The sequence below is a fragment of the Herbidospora yilanensis genome (assembly GCF_001570565.1).
Lineage (GTDB): Bacteria > Actinomycetota > Actinomycetes > Streptosporangiales > Streptosporangiaceae > Herbidospora > Herbidospora yilanensis.
The window spans coordinates 243,297-263,507 of the sequence record NZ_BBXE01000016.1; the positions used below are offsets into that span (position 1 = coordinate 243,297).

At 69.4% G+C, this 20,211-nt stretch carries 20 protein-coding genes and 1 tRNA gene; 7 read left to right on the forward strand and 14 right to left on the reverse strand.

The features are described from left to right. Nucleotides 1-57: 57 nt before the first annotated feature. Nucleotides 58-924, forward strand: coding sequence for a rhomboid family intramembrane serine protease (locus AW273_RS09225; protein ID WP_062347194.1), 867 nt, complete (start codon nt 58-60; stop codon nt 922-924). A 74-nt stretch (nt 925-998) separates the two neighbouring features. Here AW273_RS09225 and AW273_RS09230 read toward each other — a convergent pair whose 3' ends face one another. Further along, entirely contained in the window at nt 999-1,247 is a 249-nt protein-coding gene (locus AW273_RS09230) for a cell division protein CrgA (RefSeq protein ID WP_062347196.1), read from the reverse strand. A 166-nt stretch (nt 1,248-1,413) separates the two neighbouring features. Here AW273_RS09230 and AW273_RS09235 point away from each other — a divergent pair, with 166 nt between their 5' ends. Both AW273_RS09235 and AW273_RS09245 read left to right on the forward strand, forming a co-directional pair. Beyond that, a complete protein-coding gene (locus AW273_RS09235; RefSeq protein ID WP_062347198.1) occupies nt 1,414-2,031 on the forward strand; it encodes a class E sortase in 618 nt (205 codons plus the stop codon). Nucleotides 2,032-2,199: 168 nt separating this feature from the next. Then, entirely contained in the window at nt 2,200-2,766 is a 567-nt protein-coding gene (locus tag AW273_RS09245; protein ID WP_083949624.1) for an anthranilate synthase component II, read from the forward strand. A 76-nt stretch (nt 2,767-2,842) separates the two neighbouring features. Here the strand turns inward: AW273_RS09245 and pknB are convergent, their stop codons facing one another. The 7 genes from pknB to AW273_RS09280 form a co-directional block, all read right to left on the reverse strand. Continuing rightward, entirely contained in the window at nt 2,843-4,744 is a 1,902-nt protein-coding gene (pknB, locus tag AW273_RS09250) for a Stk1 family PASTA domain-containing Ser/Thr kinase (protein WP_062347202.1), read from the reverse strand. A 64-nt stretch (nt 4,745-4,808) separates the two neighbouring features. Beyond that, the gene (locus AW273_RS09255) at nt 4,809-6,155 is read right to left on the reverse strand and encodes a serine/threonine-protein kinase (RefSeq protein ID WP_062347208.1); all 1,347 of its coding nucleotides are present in this window, start codon (nt 6,153-6,155) and stop codon (nt 4,809-4,811) included. Beyond that, nucleotides 6,152-7,615: a peptidoglycan D,D-transpeptidase FtsI family protein gene (locus AW273_RS09260; protein ID WP_062347210.1), complete on the reverse strand. Its 1,464-nt coding sequence runs from the start codon at nt 7,613-7,615 to the stop codon at nt 6,152-6,154. Before AW273_RS09260 ends, AW273_RS09255 begins: the two co-directional genes overlap by 4 nt. Continuing rightward, nucleotides 7,612-8,961: an FtsW/RodA/SpoVE family cell cycle protein gene (locus AW273_RS09265; RefSeq protein WP_062347212.1), complete on the reverse strand. Its 1,350-nt coding sequence runs from the start codon at nt 8,959-8,961 to the stop codon at nt 7,612-7,614. The genes AW273_RS09260 and AW273_RS09265 overlap by 4 nt, the downstream gene beginning before the upstream one ends. A 35-nt stretch (nt 8,962-8,996) precedes the next feature. Beyond that, nucleotides 8,997-10,352: a Stp1/IreP family PP2C-type Ser/Thr phosphatase gene (locus AW273_RS09270; RefSeq protein ID WP_083949625.1), complete on the reverse strand. Its 1,356-nt coding sequence runs from the start codon at nt 10,350-10,352 to the stop codon at nt 8,997-8,999. Next, nucleotides 10,349-10,822 (reverse strand): FHA domain-containing protein FhaB/FipA, encoded by a 474-nt coding sequence (locus AW273_RS09275; RefSeq protein WP_030455205.1) that lies wholly within the window; start codon nt 10,820-10,822, stop codon nt 10,349-10,351. The genes AW273_RS09270 and AW273_RS09275 overlap by 4 nt, the downstream gene beginning before the upstream one ends. A 17-nt stretch (nt 10,823-10,839) precedes the next feature. After that, on the reverse strand, nt 10,840-11,583 hold the full coding sequence (locus AW273_RS09280; RefSeq protein ID WP_030455206.1) for an FHA domain-containing protein: 744 nt from the start codon (nt 11,581-11,583) through the stop codon (nt 10,840-10,842). 108 nt (nt 11,584-11,691) lie between these two features. Here AW273_RS09280 and AW273_RS09285 point away from each other — a divergent pair. Then, nucleotides 11,692-11,774: transfer RNA gene (locus AW273_RS09285), tRNA-Leu, on the forward strand. 393 nt (nt 11,775-12,167) lie between these two features. On the opposite strand, the gene AW273_RS09290 is transcribed toward AW273_RS09285, so the two are convergent. Together AW273_RS09290 and AW273_RS09295 are read right to left on the reverse strand one after the other, a co-directional pair. Beyond that, entirely contained in the window at nt 12,168-13,166 is a 999-nt protein-coding gene (locus tag AW273_RS09290; RefSeq protein WP_062347214.1) for a CNNM domain-containing protein, read from the reverse strand. After that, nucleotides 13,163-14,584 (reverse strand): hemolysin family protein, encoded by a 1,422-nt coding sequence (locus AW273_RS09295; protein WP_062347222.1) that lies wholly within the window; start codon nt 14,582-14,584, stop codon nt 13,163-13,165. Before AW273_RS09295 ends, AW273_RS09290 begins: the two co-directional genes overlap by 4 nt. 243 nt (nt 14,585-14,827) lie before the next feature. Between AW273_RS09295 and AW273_RS09300 the strand changes: the two genes are divergently transcribed. Further along, a complete protein-coding gene (locus AW273_RS09300; protein WP_232327224.1) occupies nt 14,828-15,982 on the forward strand; it encodes an LCP family protein in 1,155 nt (384 codons plus the stop codon). Here the strand turns inward: AW273_RS09300 and AW273_RS09305 are convergent. Further along, nucleotides 15,979-16,626, reverse strand: a complete 648-nt coding sequence (locus AW273_RS09305) for a GOLPH3/VPS74 family protein (RefSeq protein ID WP_062347224.1) — start codon at nt 16,624-16,626, stop codon at nt 15,979-15,981. The genes AW273_RS09300 and AW273_RS09305 overlap by 4 nt on opposite strands. A 26-nt stretch (nt 16,627-16,652) precedes the next feature. Between AW273_RS09305 and AW273_RS09310 the strand changes: the two genes are divergently transcribed. Both AW273_RS09310 and AW273_RS09315 read left to right on the forward strand, forming a co-directional pair. After that, on the forward strand, nt 16,653-17,531 hold the full coding sequence (locus AW273_RS09310; protein ID WP_062347226.1) for an Fpg/Nei family DNA glycosylase: 879 nt from the start codon (nt 16,653-16,655) through the stop codon (nt 17,529-17,531). Nucleotides 17,532-17,558: 27 nt separating this feature from the next. Beyond that, a complete protein-coding gene (locus AW273_RS09315; RefSeq protein ID WP_062347228.1) occupies nt 17,559-17,882 on the forward strand; it encodes a rhodanese-like domain-containing protein in 324 nt (107 codons plus the stop codon). Here the strand turns inward: AW273_RS09315 and cqsA are convergent. The 3 genes from cqsA to AW273_RS09330 all read right to left on the reverse strand — a co-directional run bounded on the left by cqsA (nt 17,870) and on the right by AW273_RS09330 (nt 20,197). Beyond that, entirely contained in the window at nt 17,870-19,075 is a 1,206-nt protein-coding gene (cqsA, locus tag AW273_RS09320; protein WP_062347230.1) for an alpha-hydroxyketone-type quorum-sensing autoinducer synthase, read from the reverse strand. The genes AW273_RS09315 and cqsA overlap by 13 nt on opposite strands. Before the next feature lies 1 nt (nt 19,076). Beyond that, nucleotides 19,077-19,619, reverse strand: a complete 543-nt coding sequence (locus tag AW273_RS09325) for an EF-hand domain-containing protein (protein ID WP_062347232.1) — start codon at nt 19,617-19,619, stop codon at nt 19,077-19,079. Nucleotides 19,620-19,699: 80 nt separating this feature from the next. Beyond that, a complete protein-coding gene (locus AW273_RS09330) occupies nt 19,700-20,197 on the reverse strand; it encodes a C40 family peptidase (protein WP_062347233.1) in 498 nt (165 codons plus the stop codon). Nucleotides 20,198-20,211: the final 14 nt, after the last annotated feature.

Below are 20,211 nucleotides of genomic sequence, written 5' to 3' on the forward strand. Positions count from 1 at the left end.
GGCAGGCTGTGGTAAGGCCCCTCCGGAAGGACCCAATTGACCACCCAGCCTCCCTCGATGGAACCGGGCTCGGCGGCGGTGCCCACCTGCTACCGGCACCCCGAGCGCGAGACCTACGTCCGCTGCCAGCGGTGTGACAAGCCCATCTGCCCCGACTGCATGCAGAACGCCGCCGTGGGCTTCCAGTGCGTCGAGTGCGTCCGTGAGGGCAACAAGGGGGTCCGGCAGGCCCGGTCCCAGTTCGGCGGCGGCCACGTCACCGTGCCCCGGGTCACCTGGGCGTTGCTCGGCCTCAACGTGGTGGCCTATCTGGCCGAGCTGGTGCTGGGCAACGAGTTCGTCAACCAGTTCGCCACCTCGCCGTTCCACATCTACCAAGGCGAATTCTGGCGGCTGATCACCGGCGCCTTCCTGCACTCCCGGCCCACGTCGGCCTTCGCGATCACCCACATCCTGTTCAACATGTGGGCGTTGTGGGTCATCGGGCCGGAACTCGAACGCCGCCTGGGCCACCTGCGGTTCGCGGCGCTCTACCTGACCGCCGCGCTGGGCGGCTCGGTCGCCGTCTACCTGTTCAGCGCCTACTCGGCGGTCGGCGCCTCGGGCGCCATCTACGGCCTGTTCGGCGCGTTGTTCGTGATGGCCCGCCGCCTCGGCTACGACGCCCGCGGAGTGATCTGGCTGATCGGGATCAACGTCTTCGTGACCTTCGTGATCCCGGGCATCAGCTGGCAGGGCCACCTGGGCGGCCTGGTCGTGGGCGCGCTGGTGGCGATCATCTTCGCCTACGCGCCCCAGCGCAACCGGGCGGTCATCCAGTGGGCCGGCGTGGCCGCGGTGCTGCTCGTGCTGGTGCTGACGGTCTACTTCGCCGAGCCCTACGCGCTCATCGCCGAAATCCAACGGCAGATGAGCACGCAGTGAACGAACCCGGGCTGATGCTTCCCCAGGCTGTGGAAAAACCTGTGGAAAGCGTCAGCCCGTCGTCGTGGCTGTGGTCAACGCCACTTGGTGGAGAGCACCACACCGAAGATGATCAGGGCGAACCCGATCGCCAGGTTCCAGTTGCCGAGCGGCTCGAACACGGGGCCCGTGCGGCCGATGATGTAATAGGCCGCGATCCAGCCGATGCCGAGGATCCAGGACGCCACCATAACCGGCGCCAGCCAGCGGGGGCTCACCTTGACCGTCGTCGTCTTCTGCGGCGGGGTGTAGACGGCCTTCTTGCGAACCTTCGAGTTGGGCACGGGAGTCTCCTGATGGTCACCCGCGCTCGATGCGGGTCTGTCAGTAAGCGTAGTCGCTAAGAATAGACGCCGACGTCCCCGAAGGGCGATTCCCCTTTCCATCGGGCGTCCGCAAACAATAGGTCAACTCGGTGATCTCGGGCACCCCCGCTTCTACGGTGGCCCGGTGAGGGCCATCCTGCGGACCATCGGTGAGCTCAGCATCACCCTGGGTGTCGTGTTGCTGCTCTTCTGCGCCTACCTGCTGTGGGGCACCAGCGCCTACACCGAACGCCACCAGCGCATCCTCCAGCGGCAACTCATGGCCGAGCCGGAGGAGAAGATCCTGGGAAAGGTCGAACTCGGCGGCGCCGTGGCTCTCATCCGGATCCCCCGCCTCGGTGCAAGTTACAAGTACGCCATCGTCGAGGGTGTCGAACACGAACACCTGCGGCAGGGCCCCGGCCACTATCCGGGCTCGGCCCAGCCGGGCGAAGTCGGCAACTTCGTCGTCTCGGGCCACCGCACCACCTACGCCGCCCCGTTCAACCGGATCGACGAGCTCAAGAAGGGCGACCCCATCGTGGTCGACGCCCGCGAGGCGCGGTACACCTACGAGGTCACCGGCACGAAGATCGTCGAGCCCACCGAGGTGGACGTCATCGAACCGGTCCCCGGCCACCCGGGCAAGAAGGCCGAGAAAGCCGTGATCACCCTCTCCACCTGCCACCCCGAATACTCGGCCCGCCAACGCCTCATCGTCTTCGGCACCCTGACCAAGACCGAGGAACGCGACGTCATCTAGGAGATGTCCTGTACGCCTTCGTCTGGCGCCACCTGCCCGGCAACCGCGCCGCCAAGCTGGTCGGCCTGCTGCTGCTGCTCGGCCTGGCCGGGCTCTTCCTCTGGTACGGCCTGTTCCCCTGGCTGGAGCCGCGTGTCGCCCTTGACGAGGTGACCGTAGGGTGAGCAGGTGCGCATTCTGGTCGTCGACAACCATGACAGTTTCGTGCACACCATCGTCCAATACCTGCGCGTCCTCGGCGCCGACTGCGACGTCCGCCCCCGCGACGAGGTGAGCGTCGCCGACGCCGCCGGGTTCGACGGCGTGCTCGTCTCCCCGGGGCCCGGAGCCCCGGAAGACGCCGGGGTCAGCGTGCCGCTGGTCCACTGGTGTGCCGACCACCAGGTGCCCTACCTGGGCGTCTGCCTGGGACATCAGGCCCTGGCCATCGCCTACGGCGGCGAGGTGAAGCGGGCCCCCGAACTGCTGCACGGGCGCACCAGCCCGATCGCCCACGACGGCCGCGGCGTCTTCGAGGGGCTGCCGAGCCCGGTGACCATGACCCGCTACCACTCCCTGGCCGTCACGCCCGAGAGTGTGCCCGAGGAGCTGACCGTCACCGCGACCACCCCTGACGGGGTGGTCATGGGGCTGCGGCACAGGTCAGCGCCCTTGGAAGGGGTGCAATTCCACCCAGAGTCGGTCCTGTCCGAGCATGGCTCACAATTGCTCGGAAATTGGCTCAGAAACCTGTAACACGGCGGGGGCTGTAACCGAAGTCACAGTGAGGGTTTCCGCCATTGCCCCCGAGTGGCGGAAACCCTTTCTGCGTTTACTGGCCGAACTCGCCGGCCCCGCCGTTGCCGCCCGTGTCGACGTCGACGCCGTCACCGGGGTCACCCGGGTTGGTCGGGTCTTCGGTGCCGTCGGTGGGGTCGTCGCTCGGGGGATCGGTGCCCGGGTCGGTGGTCGGCGGGAACTGCGGCTGGTCGGTCGACGGGCCGCTGGAGACGACCAGCGTGATCGTCCGCTTCGGCTGCTGCTTCGAGCCGCCGGCGGGGGTCTGGTCGATGACGATGCCGCGCGGGACCACGTCGCTCGGCTGCTCCGAGATGTTGACGTTGAAGCCCGCCTCTTCGAGCGTCTGGCGCGCGTCGTCGACCGTCAGCGTGGTGACGGTCGGGACCTCGATCAGCTCGGTCGGCAGGGTCAGCTTGACCCGGCTGCCCTTGTTGACCTCTTCGCCCGCGGGCGGGTCGGTCGCGATGACCGTGCCCTGCTTGCCCGAGGAGCCCTTGAACTCGACCGTGAACTTCAGCCCGGCGGCCTGCAGCTCGGCCGTGGCGTCTTCACGGGTCTTGCCCACGACGTTGGGCACCGCGATCGTCTCAAGGCCCTTGGAGACGATGAGCTTGACGTCGCTGCCCTTCTGGATGTCCTCGCCGGCCGCCGGGTCGGTACCGATCGCCCGGCCCTTGCGGTAGTCCTCGTTGAACTCCTCTTCGACCGTGACCTTGAAGCCGGCCTTCGTCAGCGCCGCCTCGGCCTCGGCCCTCGGCTGGTCTTCCACGACGGGGACCGGGACGGTCTCGACCTTCTCGCCGCCGTCGGTGGGGGCGAGGAAGGTGAGGCCGACCCAGATGAACGCACCGATGATCAGCAGCGGGACGAGGATCCACGCGGCCGTCTTGGCGGCGGTCGCCCCGGCGCTGCTCTTCTGCCGGTGGCGGTCGCTGCGGCTGGTGCGCTCCTCCTCGCCGTACTCATAGGCGGGGATGTGGCGGGTGCCCTGCGCCGGGACGGCGCCCTGGGCGCTGGTCATGGTGCGGGTGCGGTCGGCGCCGGCGTACTGGCCGTAGTTGTTGGCCAGGGCCATCGTCTGCGGGTCCATCGGCATGCCCTGCACGGCCCGCTGGAGGTCGGCCCGCATCTCGGCCGCGCTCTGGTAGCGCTGCACCGGGTCTTTGGCCATCGCCTTGAGGACGATGGCGTCACACCACTTGGGGATCTCCGGGTCGATCCGCGACGGCGGGATCGGGTCTTCGCGGACGTGCTGGTAGGCGATCGCCACGGGGGAGTCGCCGGTGAACGGGGGCTGGCCGGTCAGCAGCTCGTAGAGCACGCAGCCGGTCGAGTAGATGTCGCTGCGGGCGTCGACGCGCTCACCGCGCGCCTGCTCGGGCGAGAGGTACTGGGCGGTGCCGATGACCTGGGCGGTCTGCGTCATCGTGGCGGCCGAGTCGGCCATCGCGCGGGCGATGCCGAAGTCCATCACCTTGACCTCGCCGTTGCGGGTCAGCATGACGTTGGCCGGCTTGATGTCACGGTGGACGATGCCGCCGCGGTGGCTGTAGTCGAGCGCCCGCAGGATGCCGTCGATCAGCTCGGCCGCGCGCTCGGGCATCAGCCGGCGGTCTTGGCGCAGCAGGTCGCGGATGGTCCGCCCGTCGACGTACTCCATCACGATGTAGGGCACCGGGGTGCCGTCCATCATGTCCTCGCCGGTGTCGTACACCGCGATGATCGACGGGTGGTTCAGTGACGCCGCCGACTGTGCCTCGCGCCGGAACCGGGCCTGGAACGTGTGGTCACGGGCCAGGTCGGAGCGGAGGGTCTTGATCGCGACGATACGGTCGAGCCGGATGTCCCGGGCGCGATAGACCTCGGCCATGCCGCCACGCCCGACGACGCCGTCGAGTTCGTATCGACCGCCGAGTAGCCGTGGCTGAGTCATTTCCTGCACAGTCCCTTGCCGTTCATCGTGGGGTGCCGCCGTTGTCCATCATCGACCCCATACGTCATGGCGTCTCCTCATTCGGGACGGTCGTGGCGCTTGGGGAAGGTATGGGCGTTGTTGGAGTCTCACTTGGCGTCGGAGTCTCGCTCGGCGTCGGGGTCGGGGTGGGAGTCGTCGTGGTCGTCGGCGACGGCGCGGGGCTCTTGCTCGGGATCGCCGTCTTGACAACCGTAGCCGACGGCGTGGAAATAGGCCGGGCCGACGGCACCGAGGGCGGCCGGCGCGTGGCCGGAACCAGGGGCGTGAGTGTGGTCCGCCTCGGCTGGTCGACCGGCGCGAACGTCACCTGACCACCATCTTCCGGTGACGTTCCGGTCACCGTCTCCGGCTCTGTCGAAGTCGGTATGAACTGAATCGCCCCGAATCCGGCCGCCGCGGCCGCACCGACGGCGGCGACGACGAGGGCGGTCGTCCGCCGCCCGTTCTGGGGCAGCGGCTTGGTCGACAGCGGCCCGCCCGAAGGCGGGGCGCCCACCCGGTTGGTGATGACGACACTCGGCCCGGTGAGCGTGCTCAGCGCGGCCTCCTGCGGCCCGGCCAGGGAGTCGCGCAGCACCATCGCCCGGTCGCCCAGCTCCCGGGCGCTGCCGGGACGCCGCGCGGGATCTTTGGACAGCAGCGCCATCACCAGCGCCCGCACCGCGTCGGGCACGTCGGCGGGCAGCGGCGGCGGCTGCTCGTTGAGGTGGAGCAGCGCCACGGCCACCTGGGTCTCGGCCAGGAACGGCGGCCGGCCGGTCAGGCACTCGTAGGCCACCACGCCCAGCGAGTAGAGGTCGGTCGAGGGGGTGAGCTGGTGGCCCGAGGCCTGCTCGGGGCTGACGTACTGGGCGGTGCCGAGGACCGTTCCCGTCGCCGTGACCGAGGCAGACTCGAGCGCGCGGGCGATGCCGAAGTCGGTGATCTTGATCAGGCCGGTCCGGGTGACCAGCAGGTTGCCCGGCTTGACGTCGCGGTGGATGACGCCCGCCTGATGGGCGGCGTGGAGGCCACGCGACGACTGCGAGACGACGTCGAGGGTGACCTCGGCGCTCAGCTTCCCGTTGCGCGCCAGGATCGCCGACAGCGGCTCTCCCGGCACCAGCTCCATCACCAGATAGGCGAGGTCGTTCTCCTCGCCGTAGTCGAAGACCTGGGCGATGCCCGGGTCGGCCAGCCCCGCGGTGATGCGGGCCTCGGTCCGGAACCGGTCGCGGAACGCCGGATCGGCGGCCACGTGGGCGCGCAGCAACTTGACCGCGACCTCCCGGTGGAGGAGGTCGTCGGTCGCGCGCCAGACCTCGCCCATGCCGCCGATGGCGATCCGGGAGGTCAGACGGTAACGGTTGCCGAGCAGGCCATGGCTCATTTCGCTTCGAGCACCGCCTGCATGACGTCACGCGCCAGCGGCGCCGCCGTGCCACCACCGGTGGCGTCGTTGCCGGCGCTGCCCGCCTCGATGAAGACGCAGATGGCCGTCTCGGGGTTCTCCGCCGGGGCGAAGCCGATGAACCAGGCGTGCGGCGCCGGGGCGTCGCCCGCCTCGGCGGTGCCGGTCTTGCCGGCCACCGTCACGCCCGGAATCTGGGCGCCGGTGCCGGTGCCGTTGGTGATGACCGACACCATCATCTGCTTGAGCTCGTCGGCGACCTCGCCGCTCAGGGCCTCGGTGAGCTGCTCGGGCTTCAGCTCCTCGATGACGCTGCCGCCCGGGTCGGTGATCTTGTTGATCAGCGTCGGCTTCATCAGCACGCCGCTGTTGGCGATCGCCGAGGCGACCTGCGCCATCTGCAGCGGGGTCTGCTGGTTGTTGCGCTGGCCGATCGAGAGCTGCGCGAGCGCCGCCGTCTCTTCTTCGGGGCCGATCGTGGTGCCGGCGGTCGGCAGGTCGAACTGGATCGGTTCGCCGATGCCGAACTTGGCCGACTCCTCGCGCATCGTGTCCCAGCCGAGGTCCATGCCCATCTGGCCGAACGGGGTGTTGCACGAGCGCTCCAGCGCGAACCGCAGCGTCACCTCACCGCTGCCGCAGGCCGCGCCGCCGTAGTTGGGCAGGCCGGCGGTGGTGTCGGGCAGGTCGAGCACCTGCGGCGCCGGGACGGTCGTCTCGGGGTCGCGGCTGCGGTCGGCCTCCAGGAACGCCGCCGCGGTGACGACCTTGAACGTCGAGCCCGGCGGATAGGTCTTCTCGGTCACCCGGTTGAGCAGCGGGTCGGTGTCGTCGTCGGCCAGCTTGTTGTAGGCGGCCGCCACCTTGCCCCTGTCGGGGACCGCCAGATCGTTGGGGTCGTAGGTGGGAAGCGAGACCATCACCTGGATGGCGCCCGTCTTCGGGTTGAGAGCCACCACGGCGCCCCGCTTGCCGCTCGCCCGCAGTTTGTCGTAGGCGATCTTCTGGGCGGCCGGGACGAGCGTCAGGTCGACGCTGGCGCCCTTCGGCGGCTTCTTGCTGACGAAGTCGATCAGGCGGCCGACCACCAGGTCGGGGTCGCTGCCGTCGAGGAGCTTGTTCTCGTTGAGCTCGATGCCGCGTGCGCTCTCGGGCGCGAAGAAGCCCAGGACATGGGCGTACATGCGGCCGTTGGGGTATTCGCGCTCGTAGCGGAACTTGGCGTCCTTGGTGTCGACCGTCTTGGCCAGGGTGGTCTTGCCGTTGTCGGCGGTGATCCAGCCGCGGTCGACGGAGTAGCGCTTGTAGAACGAGCGGGTGTTGCGGTTGTCGGTGCTGTAGTCGCCGGCCTTCACCGCACCCAGGTAGTTCACGTTGATCATGAGCAGGCCGAACATGACCATGCAGGCGACGGCCGCTCGTTTGAGGGTGCTGTTCATCGCGTGAACACCTGGGTGAGTCCTTCGTTCTGGATGGCTTGGGGCGGCGGGCGTCGAGCCGCGTCCGACATGCGTACCAGCAGGGCGATAAGGATCCAGTTAGCCAGCAGGGCGGAACCGCCGGCGGACATGAACGGCGTGACCAGACCCGTGAGGGGGATCAGCCTGGTCACGCCGCCGACGATGATGAAGACCTGCCAGGCGAGGATGAACGACAACCCGCCCGCCAGCAGCTTCGAGAACGGGTCTCGGGCGGCCAGGGCGGTGCGCAGGCCGCGCTGGACGATGAGGGCGTAGACCATCAGCAGCGCCATCAGCCCGGTCAGGCCGAGCTCCTCGCCGACGACGGCCATGATGAAGTCGGAGAACGACAGGGGGATCTGGTCGGGGAAGCCCTTGCCGAGCCCGGTGCCGAGGATGCCGCCGGAGCCGAACGCGAACAGGCCCTGCATGAGCTGGTAGCTGCCGCCCAGCTCGCGGTCGTAGAACTCGGGCAGCTCGGGGTGGAGCCAGACCTCGAACCGCGCCTGTACGTGGTCGAAGATCTGCCCCGCCAGCACGGCGCCGCCGATGAACAGCAGGATGCCGATGAGCACCCAGGAGGTGCGCTGGGTGGCGACGTAGAGCATCACGATGAACGTGCCGAACACCAGCAGCGAGCTGCCCAGGTCCTTCTGGAGGATCAGCACGCCGAGGCTGAGCCCCCACGTGACCAGGACGGGCCCGAGGTCGCGGGCGCGGGGCAGGTCGATGAAGAGCAGCCGCCGCCCGGCCAGCGCGAGCACGTCGCGCTTGGCCACGAGGTAGCCGGCGAAGAAGATGACCAGCGCCAGCTTGGAGAACTCGGCCGGCTGGATGGTGAACGGCCCGACGCCGATCCAGATGCGGGCGCCGTTGATCTCCCGGCCGACGAACGGCAGCAGCGGCATGACCAGCAGCCCGAGGCCGATGAAGCCCATCGTGTAGGTGAGGCGCTGCAAGGCACGGTGGTCCTTCAACACGATCAGGGTCGCGGAGAACATCACCACGCCGAGCGCGGTCCACATGAGCTGGTTGGTGGCCGAGGCGCCGCCCTGGCCGGTCTGCTCGATCCGGTAGATGATCACCAGGCCGAGCCCGTTGACCAGCGTCACCAGGGGAAGCAGCAGGGGATCTGCCCAGGGGGCCCATTTCGCCAGCACGCCGTAGGCGGCGAACATCAGCGCGGCCAGGCCGAGGCCGTAGGTGAAAGTGCCTGAGGGGATCTGGCCGTCGATGCCGAGGCCGACGCTCGCGTAGGCGCCCATCACGACGACGATCGCGAAGGCGAGCATGACGAGCTGCGCGCCCCGCCGCTTCGCGGTCATCGGAACGGCCGGCGCCTCCGCTACGGGTGCGGTCGTCACGACGGCGTTTCCGAGGTGTCGGCCGGGGTGTCGCCGGTGTTCCCGCCGGTGTTCCCACCGGTGTTCTCGCCGGGGTTCGACTGGTCGCCGGCCGGGCTGGGGGACGCGTCGGGAGTGGGGCTCTCGGTGCCGCCGGTGAGCGCGGCGATCTTCGCCTTGCCGGCGTCGACGTCGTTGACCATGATCCCGCTCAGTACCTTGTCCTGTTCCACCTGTGGGAGAGCCGAGACCGACAGGTCGGAGGTGTGGACGACGTGCTTGAACGAGACGAAGCCCAGGTCGGCGTCGACCCCCTGGAACACCACCAGGCGGCCTTTGTCGGCGCCGACGTAGAACTGGTTCTGGGTCCACTGGTAGCCGAAGTAGCCTCCGGCCCCCAGGACCCCGACGACGACGACCAGTAACGTCGTGACCACCGGCCAGGTGCGCCGCTTGCGGGCGGCCCGGCGGCCGGAGACCGCGAGGGCCTCCGGCGCGGGTCGGTCGTCGAGATCGAGGTCGACCATGACCGGCTGGGGCGCGGTCACGGTCGCCGCGCGGCCCGCCGGGTTGTCGGGCGGCGCCGAACGCACGCGTCCGGAACCGGCCGCTCCGACCACCGCCGCCGCGTGGCTGAGCGGCTGCACGTCGTCGGTCTCGATGACGTCGGCCACCACGCAGGTGATGTTGTCAGGTCCGCCGCCGCGATTGGCCAGGTCGATGAGCTGGCGTACCACGTCGTCGGGATCGTCGATGGTGGAGAGCGTGTGATGGAGTGTCTCGGCGCTGACGACGGTGGACAGGCCGTCCGAGCACAGCAGGTAGCGGTCGCCGATCTGGGCTTCCCGGTCCTGCAGGTCGGGGTCGACCTCGCCGCTGCCGTCGAGGGCGCGCAGAAGGATCGAGCGTTGCGGGTGGTTGGCGGCCTCTTCCTGGGTGATGCGGCCGTCGTCCACCAGCGACTGCACGAGTGTGTGGTCGTGGGTGATCTGGTAGAGCTCACCGTTGCGCAACAGGTAGGCCCGCGAGTCGCCCACGTGGACGAGCGCGAACCGGGTGCCGTTCCACAACATGGCGGTGAGCGTGGTCCCCATGCCCTTCAGGCTGGGATCGCGGGCCACCATCATGTGGAGCTGGTGGTTGGCGTCGCGGACCGCGGCCTCGATCGTGCCGACCAGGTCACTCCCGTAGGCGTCCCTGTCGAGGGACGACAGTGCGGCGATGGCGACCGAGGAGGCCACCTCACCGTGAGCGTGCCCGCCCATGCCGTCGGCGACGGCGAGCAGGCGGCCGCTGGCGTACGCCGAGTCCTCGTTTCCTTCACGGAGGAGGCCGACGTCCGAGCGGGCGGCGTATCGGAGTGCTGTTGTCATTTGCGCAATTCGATGACGGTCTTGCCGATGCGGATCGGAGTCCCGAGAGGCACCGGCGTCGGGCGGGTCACTTTGGAACGGTCGAGGTAGGTTCCGTTGGTCGAGCCGAGGTCTTCCACGATCCACTGGCCGTCCTGAGGGAAGAGCTGGGCGTGGCGGCTGGACGCGTAGTCGTCGCTGAGGACGAGCGTCGAGTCAGTGGCCCGGCCTATCGTGATCGGCTGTTCGGTGAGGTTGATGATGGTCCCTTGCAGGGGGCCACCTGTGACGACCATCTGACGTGGCTCCCCCCTCTTGGGCTTGGCAGGAATATTCTTCGCCGGTTTCGTGGGCAACTTCCGGGGATTGGCGGAAGGAGCCGTTCGCGGACCGAACAAGTCTGTCCGGATCACGCCGACCGCGGCAATGACGAAGAACCAGAGCACCGCCAGGAAGGCGAGCCTGATCAGCAGCAGCGCGAGCTCGGACATGGACCGTTTGTCTACCTTTAATCGCGTCTGAACACCAGGGTCGTACGCCCCAGTGTCACCCTCGTCCCGTCTTGCATCTCGATCCTGCGGACCGGCTGCCCGTTGACGAAGGTGCCGTTCGTGGAACCGAGATCAACCAGAACGACCTGCTGACCCTCGACCCGTAGCTCGGCATGATGCCGCGATACGCCCGGATCCACCAGCCGTAGATCGCAATCGGTCCCGCGGCCCAGCAGAGTGACCGGTGTGGTCAGCTCGTAGGACCGCTGGCCCTGCGGGTCGTCCTGGGTGGACACCAGCAGGCGGGGCCGGCCGCCGAACGCGCTGCTCTTGCGAGCGGCGGGCACGTCGCTGACCGGTTGTCTGATCTCGTCTTGCTCGACCGTCGCGCCGCGGATGACCCCGGACCTGATCCGGAACAGCCCGACCGCTAGGTCTTCGGCGATCTCGAAGCGCACCCGGACGGGTCCGACGAACGAGTAGCCCTGCTCCTTGGCGTATTCCCGAGCGAGGTTGGCGAGCTCGTGGCTGATGCTGTCGGCATAGACCTCGAGCCGCTCGTTGTCGGTCGTGGACAACTCCACCACGAAGTCGTTGGGCACGAGCGTTCTGCCCTGGGCGACGATCGCGGCACGGTCGTCCATCTCCCTCTGCACCGCGCTGGCGACCTCTACGGGCTGAAGGTCGGACTTGAACGCACGTGCGAAGGCCCCCTCAACCAAACCTTCGAGCCTGCGCTCGAAGCGCTGAAGGACTCCCACCGGGTACCTCCCTTCCTCCATCGTCTACACGGATCGTATCCGGGTTCAGTGGCACTGGCGGATCCGTGCTAACCTTTCCAGGCAGCCGAAAAGAGGCGCACCCGTAAGGGGCAAGTGGCGGAATGGCAGACGCGCACGGTTCAGGTCCGTGTGTCCGAAAGGACGTGGGGGTTCAACTCCCCCCTTGCCCACAGAGAATCGACCTCGCTGGTCGGAAGGAAAACCTTCCGCAGGCGGGGTTTTTTCGTTGTGGGGCATAACGTCCCTGATGGCACGGCGGATCCTCCGTAGTCTGAACGGCGTTGATCCATATTCTCCGAAGCGCGGCTTTCAAACCGCTTGCACCCGGGTTCGCCGGAAAAAGTTTGCCCGAAGTCTCGCCATGCGAGACGGATTGTCCCGGAATATGGTCCACCCAAGTGGCCACAGCGACTCCTGAGGCCAGACGGACCCGCGAGGGCGCGCCCCCGTCTGGACTGAGGAGCGCAGGAGAGCGAAGCGAACCGGAGCGACGAGGGAAGACGGGGGCTGAAAGCGCCCGAGCCCCCGCGCCGCAGGCGCGGGGGTCGGACGGAGCGCGGGGACTACACAGTCAGCAGCTCACCGATCAGCGACGTCACGCTGATCTCGCCGACGACCTCGCCCCGCTCGTCGACCACCAGTCCGAGCTGCGCCCGCGCGTCCTGCAGCGCGGTCACGGCGTCGGGGATGGGCGTCGAGACGTTCAGGGTCGGTACGGGCGTCGCCAGCTCCCCAGGGGTCATCTCGGGATGGACCAGGCTGTCGCGGACGTGCAGCACGCCTTTGACGCCCTCGGGAGAGGTCACCAGCATGCGCAGCCGGTTGGCCGCAACCGCCGTCTTGTGCACCCGGTCGGCCGGGGCGTCGGCGGCGATCGTGACCGCGTCGGCGAGCGGCGTCATCAGCCGCTCGACCGGCTGGTTCTGCACCCGCAGCGCCCGGGTGAGCAGGTCGTGCTCGGCGCGGTCGAGCATGCCCATCCGGCCCGATTCGGCCACCAGCACGGCGAGCTGGTGGGGCGTGCGGGCGGTGGCCAGCTCGTCGCGGGGGCGTACGCCGCACAGGCGCAGCAGGCCGTTGGTCAGCCCGTTCAGGCCGGCCAGCAGGGGGCGGGCCAGCCAGACGAAGCCGCGGAACGGCAGTGCCAGGGCCAGCGCGGCCGGCTCGGGGTGGGTCAGGGCCAGCGACTTGGGCGCCATCTCCCCGACCACCATGTGCAGGAAGGTGACGATCCCGAGCGCCAGCACGTACGAGATCGCGGTTCCCACACTCTCGGGCAGGCCGCCCAGGAGCGGTTCGAGCAGGTGGTGCAGGGCCGGTTCGGTCACCATGCCCAGGCCCAGCGAGCAGAGCGTGATGCCGAGCTGGGCGCCGGCCAGCATGAGCGAGAGCTGGCGGCTGCCCCGCAGGGCGGCCCTGGCGGCGATCCGGGCGAACGGGCCGGTGGCCGACTCTTCGAGGCGGTGGCGGCGGGCCGAGATGACCGCGAACTCCGCGGCCACGAACAGCCCGTTCAGCGCCAGCAGCACGACGCCGAGCAGAAGTGCCATCGTGGAGCTCACACCGGCCTCCCCTGGAACAGGGCCGAGAAGAGCTCGGGCGCGTAGTCCTGCGGGCCGGTGTTCTCGTGGGCGGGCTCCTCGACCGCCGCCTCGGCGGACGGGGCCGCGATGGCGAGGCGGATCATCTGGGGCACCCGCCGGTGCACGTCGAGCACGGTCAGCAGCGCGTGGCGGGGCTCCTCGTCGTCGTCGAGCAGGTCGTGCTCCTCGACGGTCGCGACGGTCACCGCGTCGCCGGGCTCGGCCATGCGGCCCAGCTCGGCCAGCACGAGGCCGCCGACGGTCTCGTAGCCGTCGTCTTCTGGCAGGGTGACGCCGGTGGCCCGCTCGACCTCGTCGATGCGCAGGGTGCCGGGCACGTCCCAGGAGCCGTCGGGGTTGGCGGTGACGCCGAGGGGCTCGGGGTCGTTCTCGTCGACCAGTTCGCCGACGAGTTCCTCGGCCAGGTCCTCGATGGTGACGACGCCCGCGAGGCCGCCGTACTCGTCGATGACGCACGCGAAGGTGCCGCCGGACATGCGGGAGAGCAGGACCGGCACCGGCAGGGTGGCCGGGACCAGCAGCGGGGTGCGCATGATCCCGGCGATGGTCGCCTCGCCCTCCCGGCCCAGGTAGTCGAGCAGGCCGACGACGCCCACGACGTCGTCGGTGTCGCTGCCGAGCACGGGGTAGCGGGAGTGGCCGTGGTCGCGTACCGCGTCGACCAGGGAGGACACCGGCGCGTCGGCGTGCAGGGAGACCACGCGGGGGCGGGGGACCATGACGTCCTCCGCGGCGCGGTCGCCGAAGTCGAGGGCGCGCTCCAGCAGGTCGGCCAGCCGGGGCGGCAGGTCGCCGGCCTCCCGGGAGTCGTCGACGATGCGGTGCAGCTCCTCGGGGGTGGCGCCGTGTTCGAGTTCCTCGACGGGCTCGATGCCGAACAACCGGACGAGCCGGGTGGCCGAGCCGTCGAAGAACCGGATCAGCGGCCCGAAGATCTTCAAGTAGAGGAGGGTCGGGCGCGACAACCACATCGCGACCGGCTCGGGCCGGGCGATGCCCAGGTTCTTGGGCGCCAGCTCGCCGAGGATCATCTGGATGATCGTGGCGATGGCGACGCCGATCGCGACACTCACCCCGGGCACGGCCCCCGGCGGCAGCCCGAGGTCTTCGAGCGGGCCGCGGAAGGACACCGAAATGGCGGGTTCCGCGAGGAAGCCGACCAGCAGGGTGGTGACGGTGATGCCGAGCTGGGCGCCCGACAACATGAAGGAGAGCCGGCCGGTGACGTCGAGGGCCCGGCGGGCGGCGGGATTGGTGTCGGCCTGCTGGCGCAGCAGCGCTCGGTCGGCGGCGACGTAAGCGAACTCCTGGGCGACGAAGAATCCGGTCGCCAAGGTGAGGAGCAGGACGGCGAGGAGGCCGAGGGCGATGGTCATCTCATCGCCTCACGTGGACCCGTGCCAAGGCACGGGCCGGTACTCCAGGGGTCCGAAACGGACACGACGGTCCTTTCAACTAGGGGTGCTTCAACCGTAACGGGCGAGCCGCCAATGATGTTTCCCGGATCGGATCTGTGTACTTTTCCATAGGAAAACCTTGATAACGGGCCCGCCCGGGGCGGTCGGATCGGCGTACCGTCAAGGCAGAGTCAGAAGTCGGCAAGCGGGGGGTAGAGGAACGTGGTTGAGGACAACGAGCCGACGCGAATGGTGCGGCGGCCGCTGGACCCTCCGGCCTACCCGGTTCGCGAGCCGGAAGTCAAGGGACCCGAGCCCAAAGGCCGTTCCAAGGTCTACGGCAAGCCCCGGAAGGGCACCTCACCGGTCAGGATGTTCGAGGGTGGGAACGAGCCAACGGCGCATGACGGCCCGCGCAAGCCTCGTCGCATCGGCCGGAACATCGCCATCGGCCTGGCGGTCTTCCTGTCGCTGGTGCTGATCGGGGTCGTGGCGCTGTTCTTCAGCGTCCAGGGGAAGATGAACAACGTCGAGGCCTTCACCGACTACGACGGACGCCCGGCCGAGACTCCCGGGCAAGATTGGCTGCTGGTCGGCTCCGACAGCCGGGCCGGGCTCAGCGCGGCCGAGCGGAAGAAGCTGCGCACCGGTTCCGCCGTCGGGCGGCGCACCGACACGATGATGTTGCTGCACATCCCCGACGGCGACGGTCGGCCCACGCTGGTCAGCCTCCCGCGTGACTCCTACGTGCCGATCCCGGGCAACGGCAACGGCAAGCTCAACGCCGCCTACGCCTTCGGCGGCCCGAAGCTGCTGACCCAGACGGTCGAGCAGGTGACCGGCATCCGGATCGACCACTACATGGAGATCGGCTTCGGCGGCTTCGTCGGCATCGTCGACGCCGTCGGCGGCGTGGAGATCTGCCCCAAGCAGGCGATCAAAGACCCGAAGGCGGCCCTGAACATCAAGAAGGGCTGCCAGCTCATGGACGGCGGCACCGCCCTCGGCTACGTCCGCACCCGCAAGACCGGCGCCATCCCCGACTTCGACCGCACCCAGCGCCAGCGTGAGTTCTTCTCCGCCGTGGTCAAGAAGGCGGCCAGCCCCGGCACCCTGATCAACCCGTTCACGGCCGTCCCGCTGGCCAACAGCGCCGCCGAGTCGGTCGCGGTCGACCCGGGCACCGGCCCGTTCAACCTGCTCTCGCTGGGCCTGGCCATGAAGAACAACCCGGTCACCACCGCGGTCCCGATCGGCTCGCTGCCCACCATCGACGGGCAGTCGGTGGTCAAGTGGGACACGACCAGGGCCAACCAGTTGTTCGAGGCGCTGGAGGCCGACAAGCCGGTGCCGAAGAGCGCGCTCGAGAAGGGCTAACTCACGGTCGTGACGACGACGACCGTGGCGATCATCATCAACACGGCCGCCTCCACGGCCTTGATGGCCTCCGTCACGCCCTCCCCGGCCCAGCCACCCTCGGTGATCTCCTTCACCCGGGCCTCGTCGGCGCCGGGGAACTGCTTCTTGAGCGCCTTGGTGGCGTGCATGAGCCCGATGAGGACCGCCGTCCGCTCGTCGGGCTCGGCGCCGTTCAGCACGCTCTCCACCCGCATCCGTACGGCCCTCTCGACGCCGCCGTCGAGCTCTGGATACTTGACGGTCTTGAACAGGCCGAGGACCCTGCCCCGCTCCTCCGAGAGCACCCCGCCCTCGACGAGCCTGACGAGCAGCCGCTCGCGCAACTTGGCGCCTTCGAGCTTGTCGACCCACCACTCGGGCTTGCGGACCTTGGCTTCGGCGGCGATCCGTGCCAGCGCGGCGTCGAGCTCCGGATCCCCGACGGGGGTCGGGTCGGTGACGACCACCTTCTTGTCGGCCAGGCTGAGCCGGCCCTTGATCGCCAGTTCGGCCAGGAGGGCGCCGGCGAGGCCGGCGTTCAGCTCGGTGGAGCCGATCGTGGGCCGGCCCGTCTTCTCGTCGTAGCCGAGAAGCAGCACGTCTTCGGCGATGATGCTGGTCATGTGGCCGTCCCTACGTAGTCTGAAGTATGCCTGAATTGCCCGAGGTGGAGTCGCTGGCCGAGTTCCTGCGGGAGCGTGCGGTCGGACAGGTCGTGCAGGCCGTCGACGTGGTGGCGTTCTCGGCGTTGAAGACCGTTTCGCCGCCGATCACCGCATTGGGCGGCCTCACCGTGACGACGGTCGCCCGCCACGGGAAGTTCCTCGATCTCGACTGCGACGGGATCCACCTCATCTTCCATCTCGCGCGCGGCGGCTGGCTGCGCTGGCGCGACGACCTCTCGGGCGCCAAGCCCGTGCGGCCGGGGAAGGGCCCGCTCGCTCTTCGGGTACGTTTCGCCCCCGACCCCCTCGGCGTCGCCCCGGGCTTCGAACTGACCGAGGCGGGCACCCAGAAACGGCTGGCCGTCTATGTGGCGGCCTCGCCCGGCGACGTGCCCGGGATCGCCTCCCTCGGGCCCGACCCGCTCACCCCCGATTTCACCGTCGAGACCCTCGCGGCCATCCTCGAAGGTAAACGCACGCAGATCAAGGGCCTGCTGCGCGACCAGAAGGTCATCGCCGGCATCGGGAACGCCTACTCCGACGAGGTGCTCCACGCGGCGAAGACGTCCCCGTTCAAGGTCGCCTCGACCCTGACCCCCGAACAGGTCGCCTCCCTGTACGACGCCATCGTCGTCACGCTGAAAGAGGCGATCGAGCGTGCCCGGGGGATCGCCGCCAAAGACCTGAAGGCCGAGAAGAAGTCGGGGCTGCGGGTGCACGGGCGTACCGGCGAGAAGTGCGAGGTGTGCGGCGACACGGTGCGGGAGGTGTCGTTCGCCGACTCCTCGTTGCAGTACTGCCCGACGTGCCAGACGGGCGGGAAACCGCTGGCCGACCGGCGGATGAGCAAACTGCTCAAGTAGGGACCACCTGTCCCTACACTGGGGCGCATGACTCTGCGGGACGTGCAACCGACCGGTGTGCCTGAAGGCGCTTACCTGCTTGACGTGCGTGAACTCGACGAGTGGCGGGCCGGCCACGCCCCCTCGGCGACCCACATCCCGCTCGGCCAGCTCCAGAACCGGGTGGGCGAGGTGCCCCAGGGCGAGCCGGTCTACGTGATCTGCCGGGTCGGCGGCCGGTCGGCCCAGGCGGCGACGTGGCTGAACCACGTGGGCTGGGAGGCCGTCAACGTCGGCGGCGGGATGCAGTCGTGGGCGGCGTCGGGGTTGCCGATGCAGAGCGAGAGCGGCCAGCCGCCCTACGTGGCCTGACCTCTGGCGACCGGGCGGCGGGTGGAGAGCCAGCCCGCGATGCCCGCCTCGTCTCTGACCACCGCGCAGGCATGGAGGATCTGTTCGGCCTCGGCGTCGGTCAGGCCCGCGTGGAGTGACAGGCGCAGCAGCGTCCGGGTGACCGAGGTCGCCGGGGGGACGAAGACCGCGCCGAACACGTCGTGCCGTTCCAGCAGGTCGCGCAGGAGCATCACGTCGGCCTCCCGGCCGACCTCCAGGGCGATGATCTGCTCGGTGCCCCCGCCCAGGTCGTAGCCGAGCCCGGCCAGTTCGGGCCGCAACCACGCCGTCAGCTCGCGTAGCCGGGCCCGGCGGCCTTCTTCGTGTTCGACCAGTTCCAGGGCCGCGGCCAGCAGCGCGGTGTCGTGGGGCAGCAGGGCGCTGCTGAAGACGGCCGGGCCGGCCTGGTATTTGAAGTAGTCGACGAAGCCGGGATCGTCGCAGACGATCAGCCCGGCCCGGCCGGGGATCGCCTTCGACAGGCTGACCGTCCGGAACGCCACCCGGCCCTCCAAGCCCTCTGACGCCACCAGGCCCTCGCCCCGGGGACCGTGGGTGCCCACGGAGTGGGACTCGTCGACGACCAGCAGGGAGTCGTGCCGCTCGGTCACCTCGGCGAACTCCGCCAGCGGGCAGCGGGAACCGTGGGAGCTGTAGACCGAGTCGACGACCACGACCCCGGGACCGTGCCGGTCGAGCCGGGACGCCAGATGGACCGGGTCGTTGTGCCGGAAGATCTTCATGGGGGCGCCCGCGAGCTGGACGCCGGTCCGCAGCGAGGCGTGCGCCCGCTGGTCGAGGTAGACCGGGACGTCGGGCCCGGCGATCACCTGGATCAGGCCCGCGTTGGCCATCCAGCCCGACTGGCAGAGCACCCCGGCCGCCGCCTTCAGGTGGCGCGCGAACGCGCCTTCCAGCAGGGTCTGCGGGTGGTCGTCGCGCAGGAAGGGCGCCGCCTGCAGGGGCGCGGTCTCCCCGTCGAGTGACCGGGCCATCGCGTCGACCAACCGGGGATGGCCGCTGATGTTCAGGTAGTCGTTCCTGGTCAGGACGATCGAGGACGGGCCGGGCGCGCGGCCCTGGAGCGCCCGGCGGCCGGCCCAGGTCGCGGTCACCCGGTCTCGATGGAAGGCGTCGAGCCGGCTCCGGAGGTGGTCGCGCGCCCCGCCCACGTCAGATCCGCCCGAGCAGCGCCGAGCCGTACGCCTCCGGGTCTTCGCTGCAGAAGTAGCCCTCGACGGCGCGGTGGACCTCGCCGAAGGACAGGGCGCCCGCGCCGGTGGTGTCGAGCTGGTCGAAGGCCTCCTGGCCGTCTTCCTCGGGGAGGCCGAAGGCGCTGTTCATGGTGGCGACGTATTCGGCGCGGGAGACGACGCCGTCGCCGTCGGTGTCGGCGAGCTGGAGGAACGCCTGGGCCACGGGCTGGACCCGCTGGTAGCCGTCGGGCAGGCCGAGGATCGTCTTGCGGTGGGCCGTCAGGTATTCGTGGAAGTCGAGGCCGGCGTCGCCGTCGAGGTCCATCGGCGCGTAGACCTCCTGCCACAGGGTGGCGTAGCTCTGCCTGATGGCGATGCTCTGCTCGGAGGTCGGGCTCCAGCCGAAGGCCGCCGCCGCCCGCCCGGCCGCCGCGGTGAAGTCGGCGAAGGTCAGGACACTGTCGCCGTCGGCGTCGAGCAAGCTGAAGAATTTGTGCATCTTGCGGCTGTAGTGATCCATGAGGCTCCCTCTCGGTGAGACGACGATTACCGAGAGTAAGTAGGCGTGATCGTGCTGTTAATGGCCTCGGGGATACGGTTTCACATCCGGTAGTAGCCGAGCAGGTCGTCGAGCGCGTTCACGGGGTCGACGCGGACGATGGTGCCGGTCTTGAACGCGTTGATCATCTTGCCGTCGCCGATGTAGACGCCGACGTGGTGGGTGCGCTTGGCCGTGCCGAAGAAGACCAGGTCCCCCGGGGCCGGAACGGGGGCCGGGCGCATCCGGCGCAGGTGGTCGTCGGTGGTGCCGGGGCCCAGCACGTCGTGGCCGTAGGCGATCTCGTAGATCCAGCGGGTCAGCCCGGAGCAGTCGAGGCCGGTGGTCCGCTCGGCCGGGCAGGGCTTGATCTCGCCCCGGTAGCCCCTGCAGGTGCCCGTCGACGGCCCCGCGCTGCCCGCGTGGCCGCCGCCCCACGAGTAGGGATACCGGCCGACCAGCGCGTACGCCGACGCGAGGATCTGGTCCCGTTCGTCGGGCCGGGGAGCGGACGCCACCGCCAAGACCAGGATCAGTGCCATGATCGCCGAGATTTTCATCGATACCAGGATAA

Coding starts and splice junctions, on each gene's coding strand:
- AW273_RS09330 (WP_062347233.1), bottom strand. CDS start 20,197: ATGAAAATCTCGGCGATCATGGCACTGATCCTGGTCTTGGCGGTGGCG.
- AW273_RS09265 (WP_062347212.1), bottom strand. CDS start 8,961: ATGACCGCGAAGCGGCGGGGCGCGCAGCTCGTCATGCTCGCCTTCGCG.
- AW273_RS09325 (WP_062347232.1), bottom strand. CDS start 19,619: ATGGATCACTACAGCCGCAAGATGCACAAATTCTTCAGCTTGCTCGAC.
- AW273_RS09275 (WP_030455205.1), bottom strand. CDS start 10,822: ATGTCCGAGCTCGCGCTGCTGCTGATCAGGCTCGCCTTCCTGGCGGTG.
- AW273_RS09315 (WP_062347228.1), top strand. CDS start 17,559: ATGACTCTGCGGGACGTGCAACCGACCGGTGTGCCTGAAGGCGCTTAC.
- AW273_RS09270 (WP_083949625.1), bottom strand. CDS start 10,352: ATGACAACAGCACTCCGATACGCCGCCCGCTCGGACGTCGGCCTCCTC.
- pknB (WP_062347202.1), bottom strand. CDS start 4,744: ATGACTCAGCCACGGCTACTCGGCGGTCGATACGAACTCGACGGCGTC.
- AW273_RS09260 (WP_062347210.1), bottom strand. CDS start 7,615: ATGAACAGCACCCTCAAACGAGCGGCCGTCGCCTGCATGGTCATGTTC.
- AW273_RS09295 (WP_062347222.1), bottom strand. CDS start 14,584: ATGACCATCGCCCTCGGCCTCCTCGCCGTCCTGCTCCTCACCTTGGCG.
- AW273_RS09255 (WP_062347208.1), bottom strand. CDS start 6,155: ATGAGCCATGGCCTGCTCGGCAACCGTTACCGTCTGACCTCCCGGATC.
- AW273_RS09305 (WP_062347224.1), bottom strand. CDS start 16,626: ATGACCAGCATCATCGCCGAAGACGTGCTGCTTCTCGGCTACGACGAG.
- AW273_RS09310 (WP_062347226.1), top strand. CDS start 16,653: ATGCCTGAATTGCCCGAGGTGGAGTCGCTGGCCGAGTTCCTGCGGGAG.
- AW273_RS09225 (WP_062347194.1), top strand. CDS start 58: ATGGAACCGGGCTCGGCGGCGGTGCCCACCTGCTACCGGCACCCCGAG.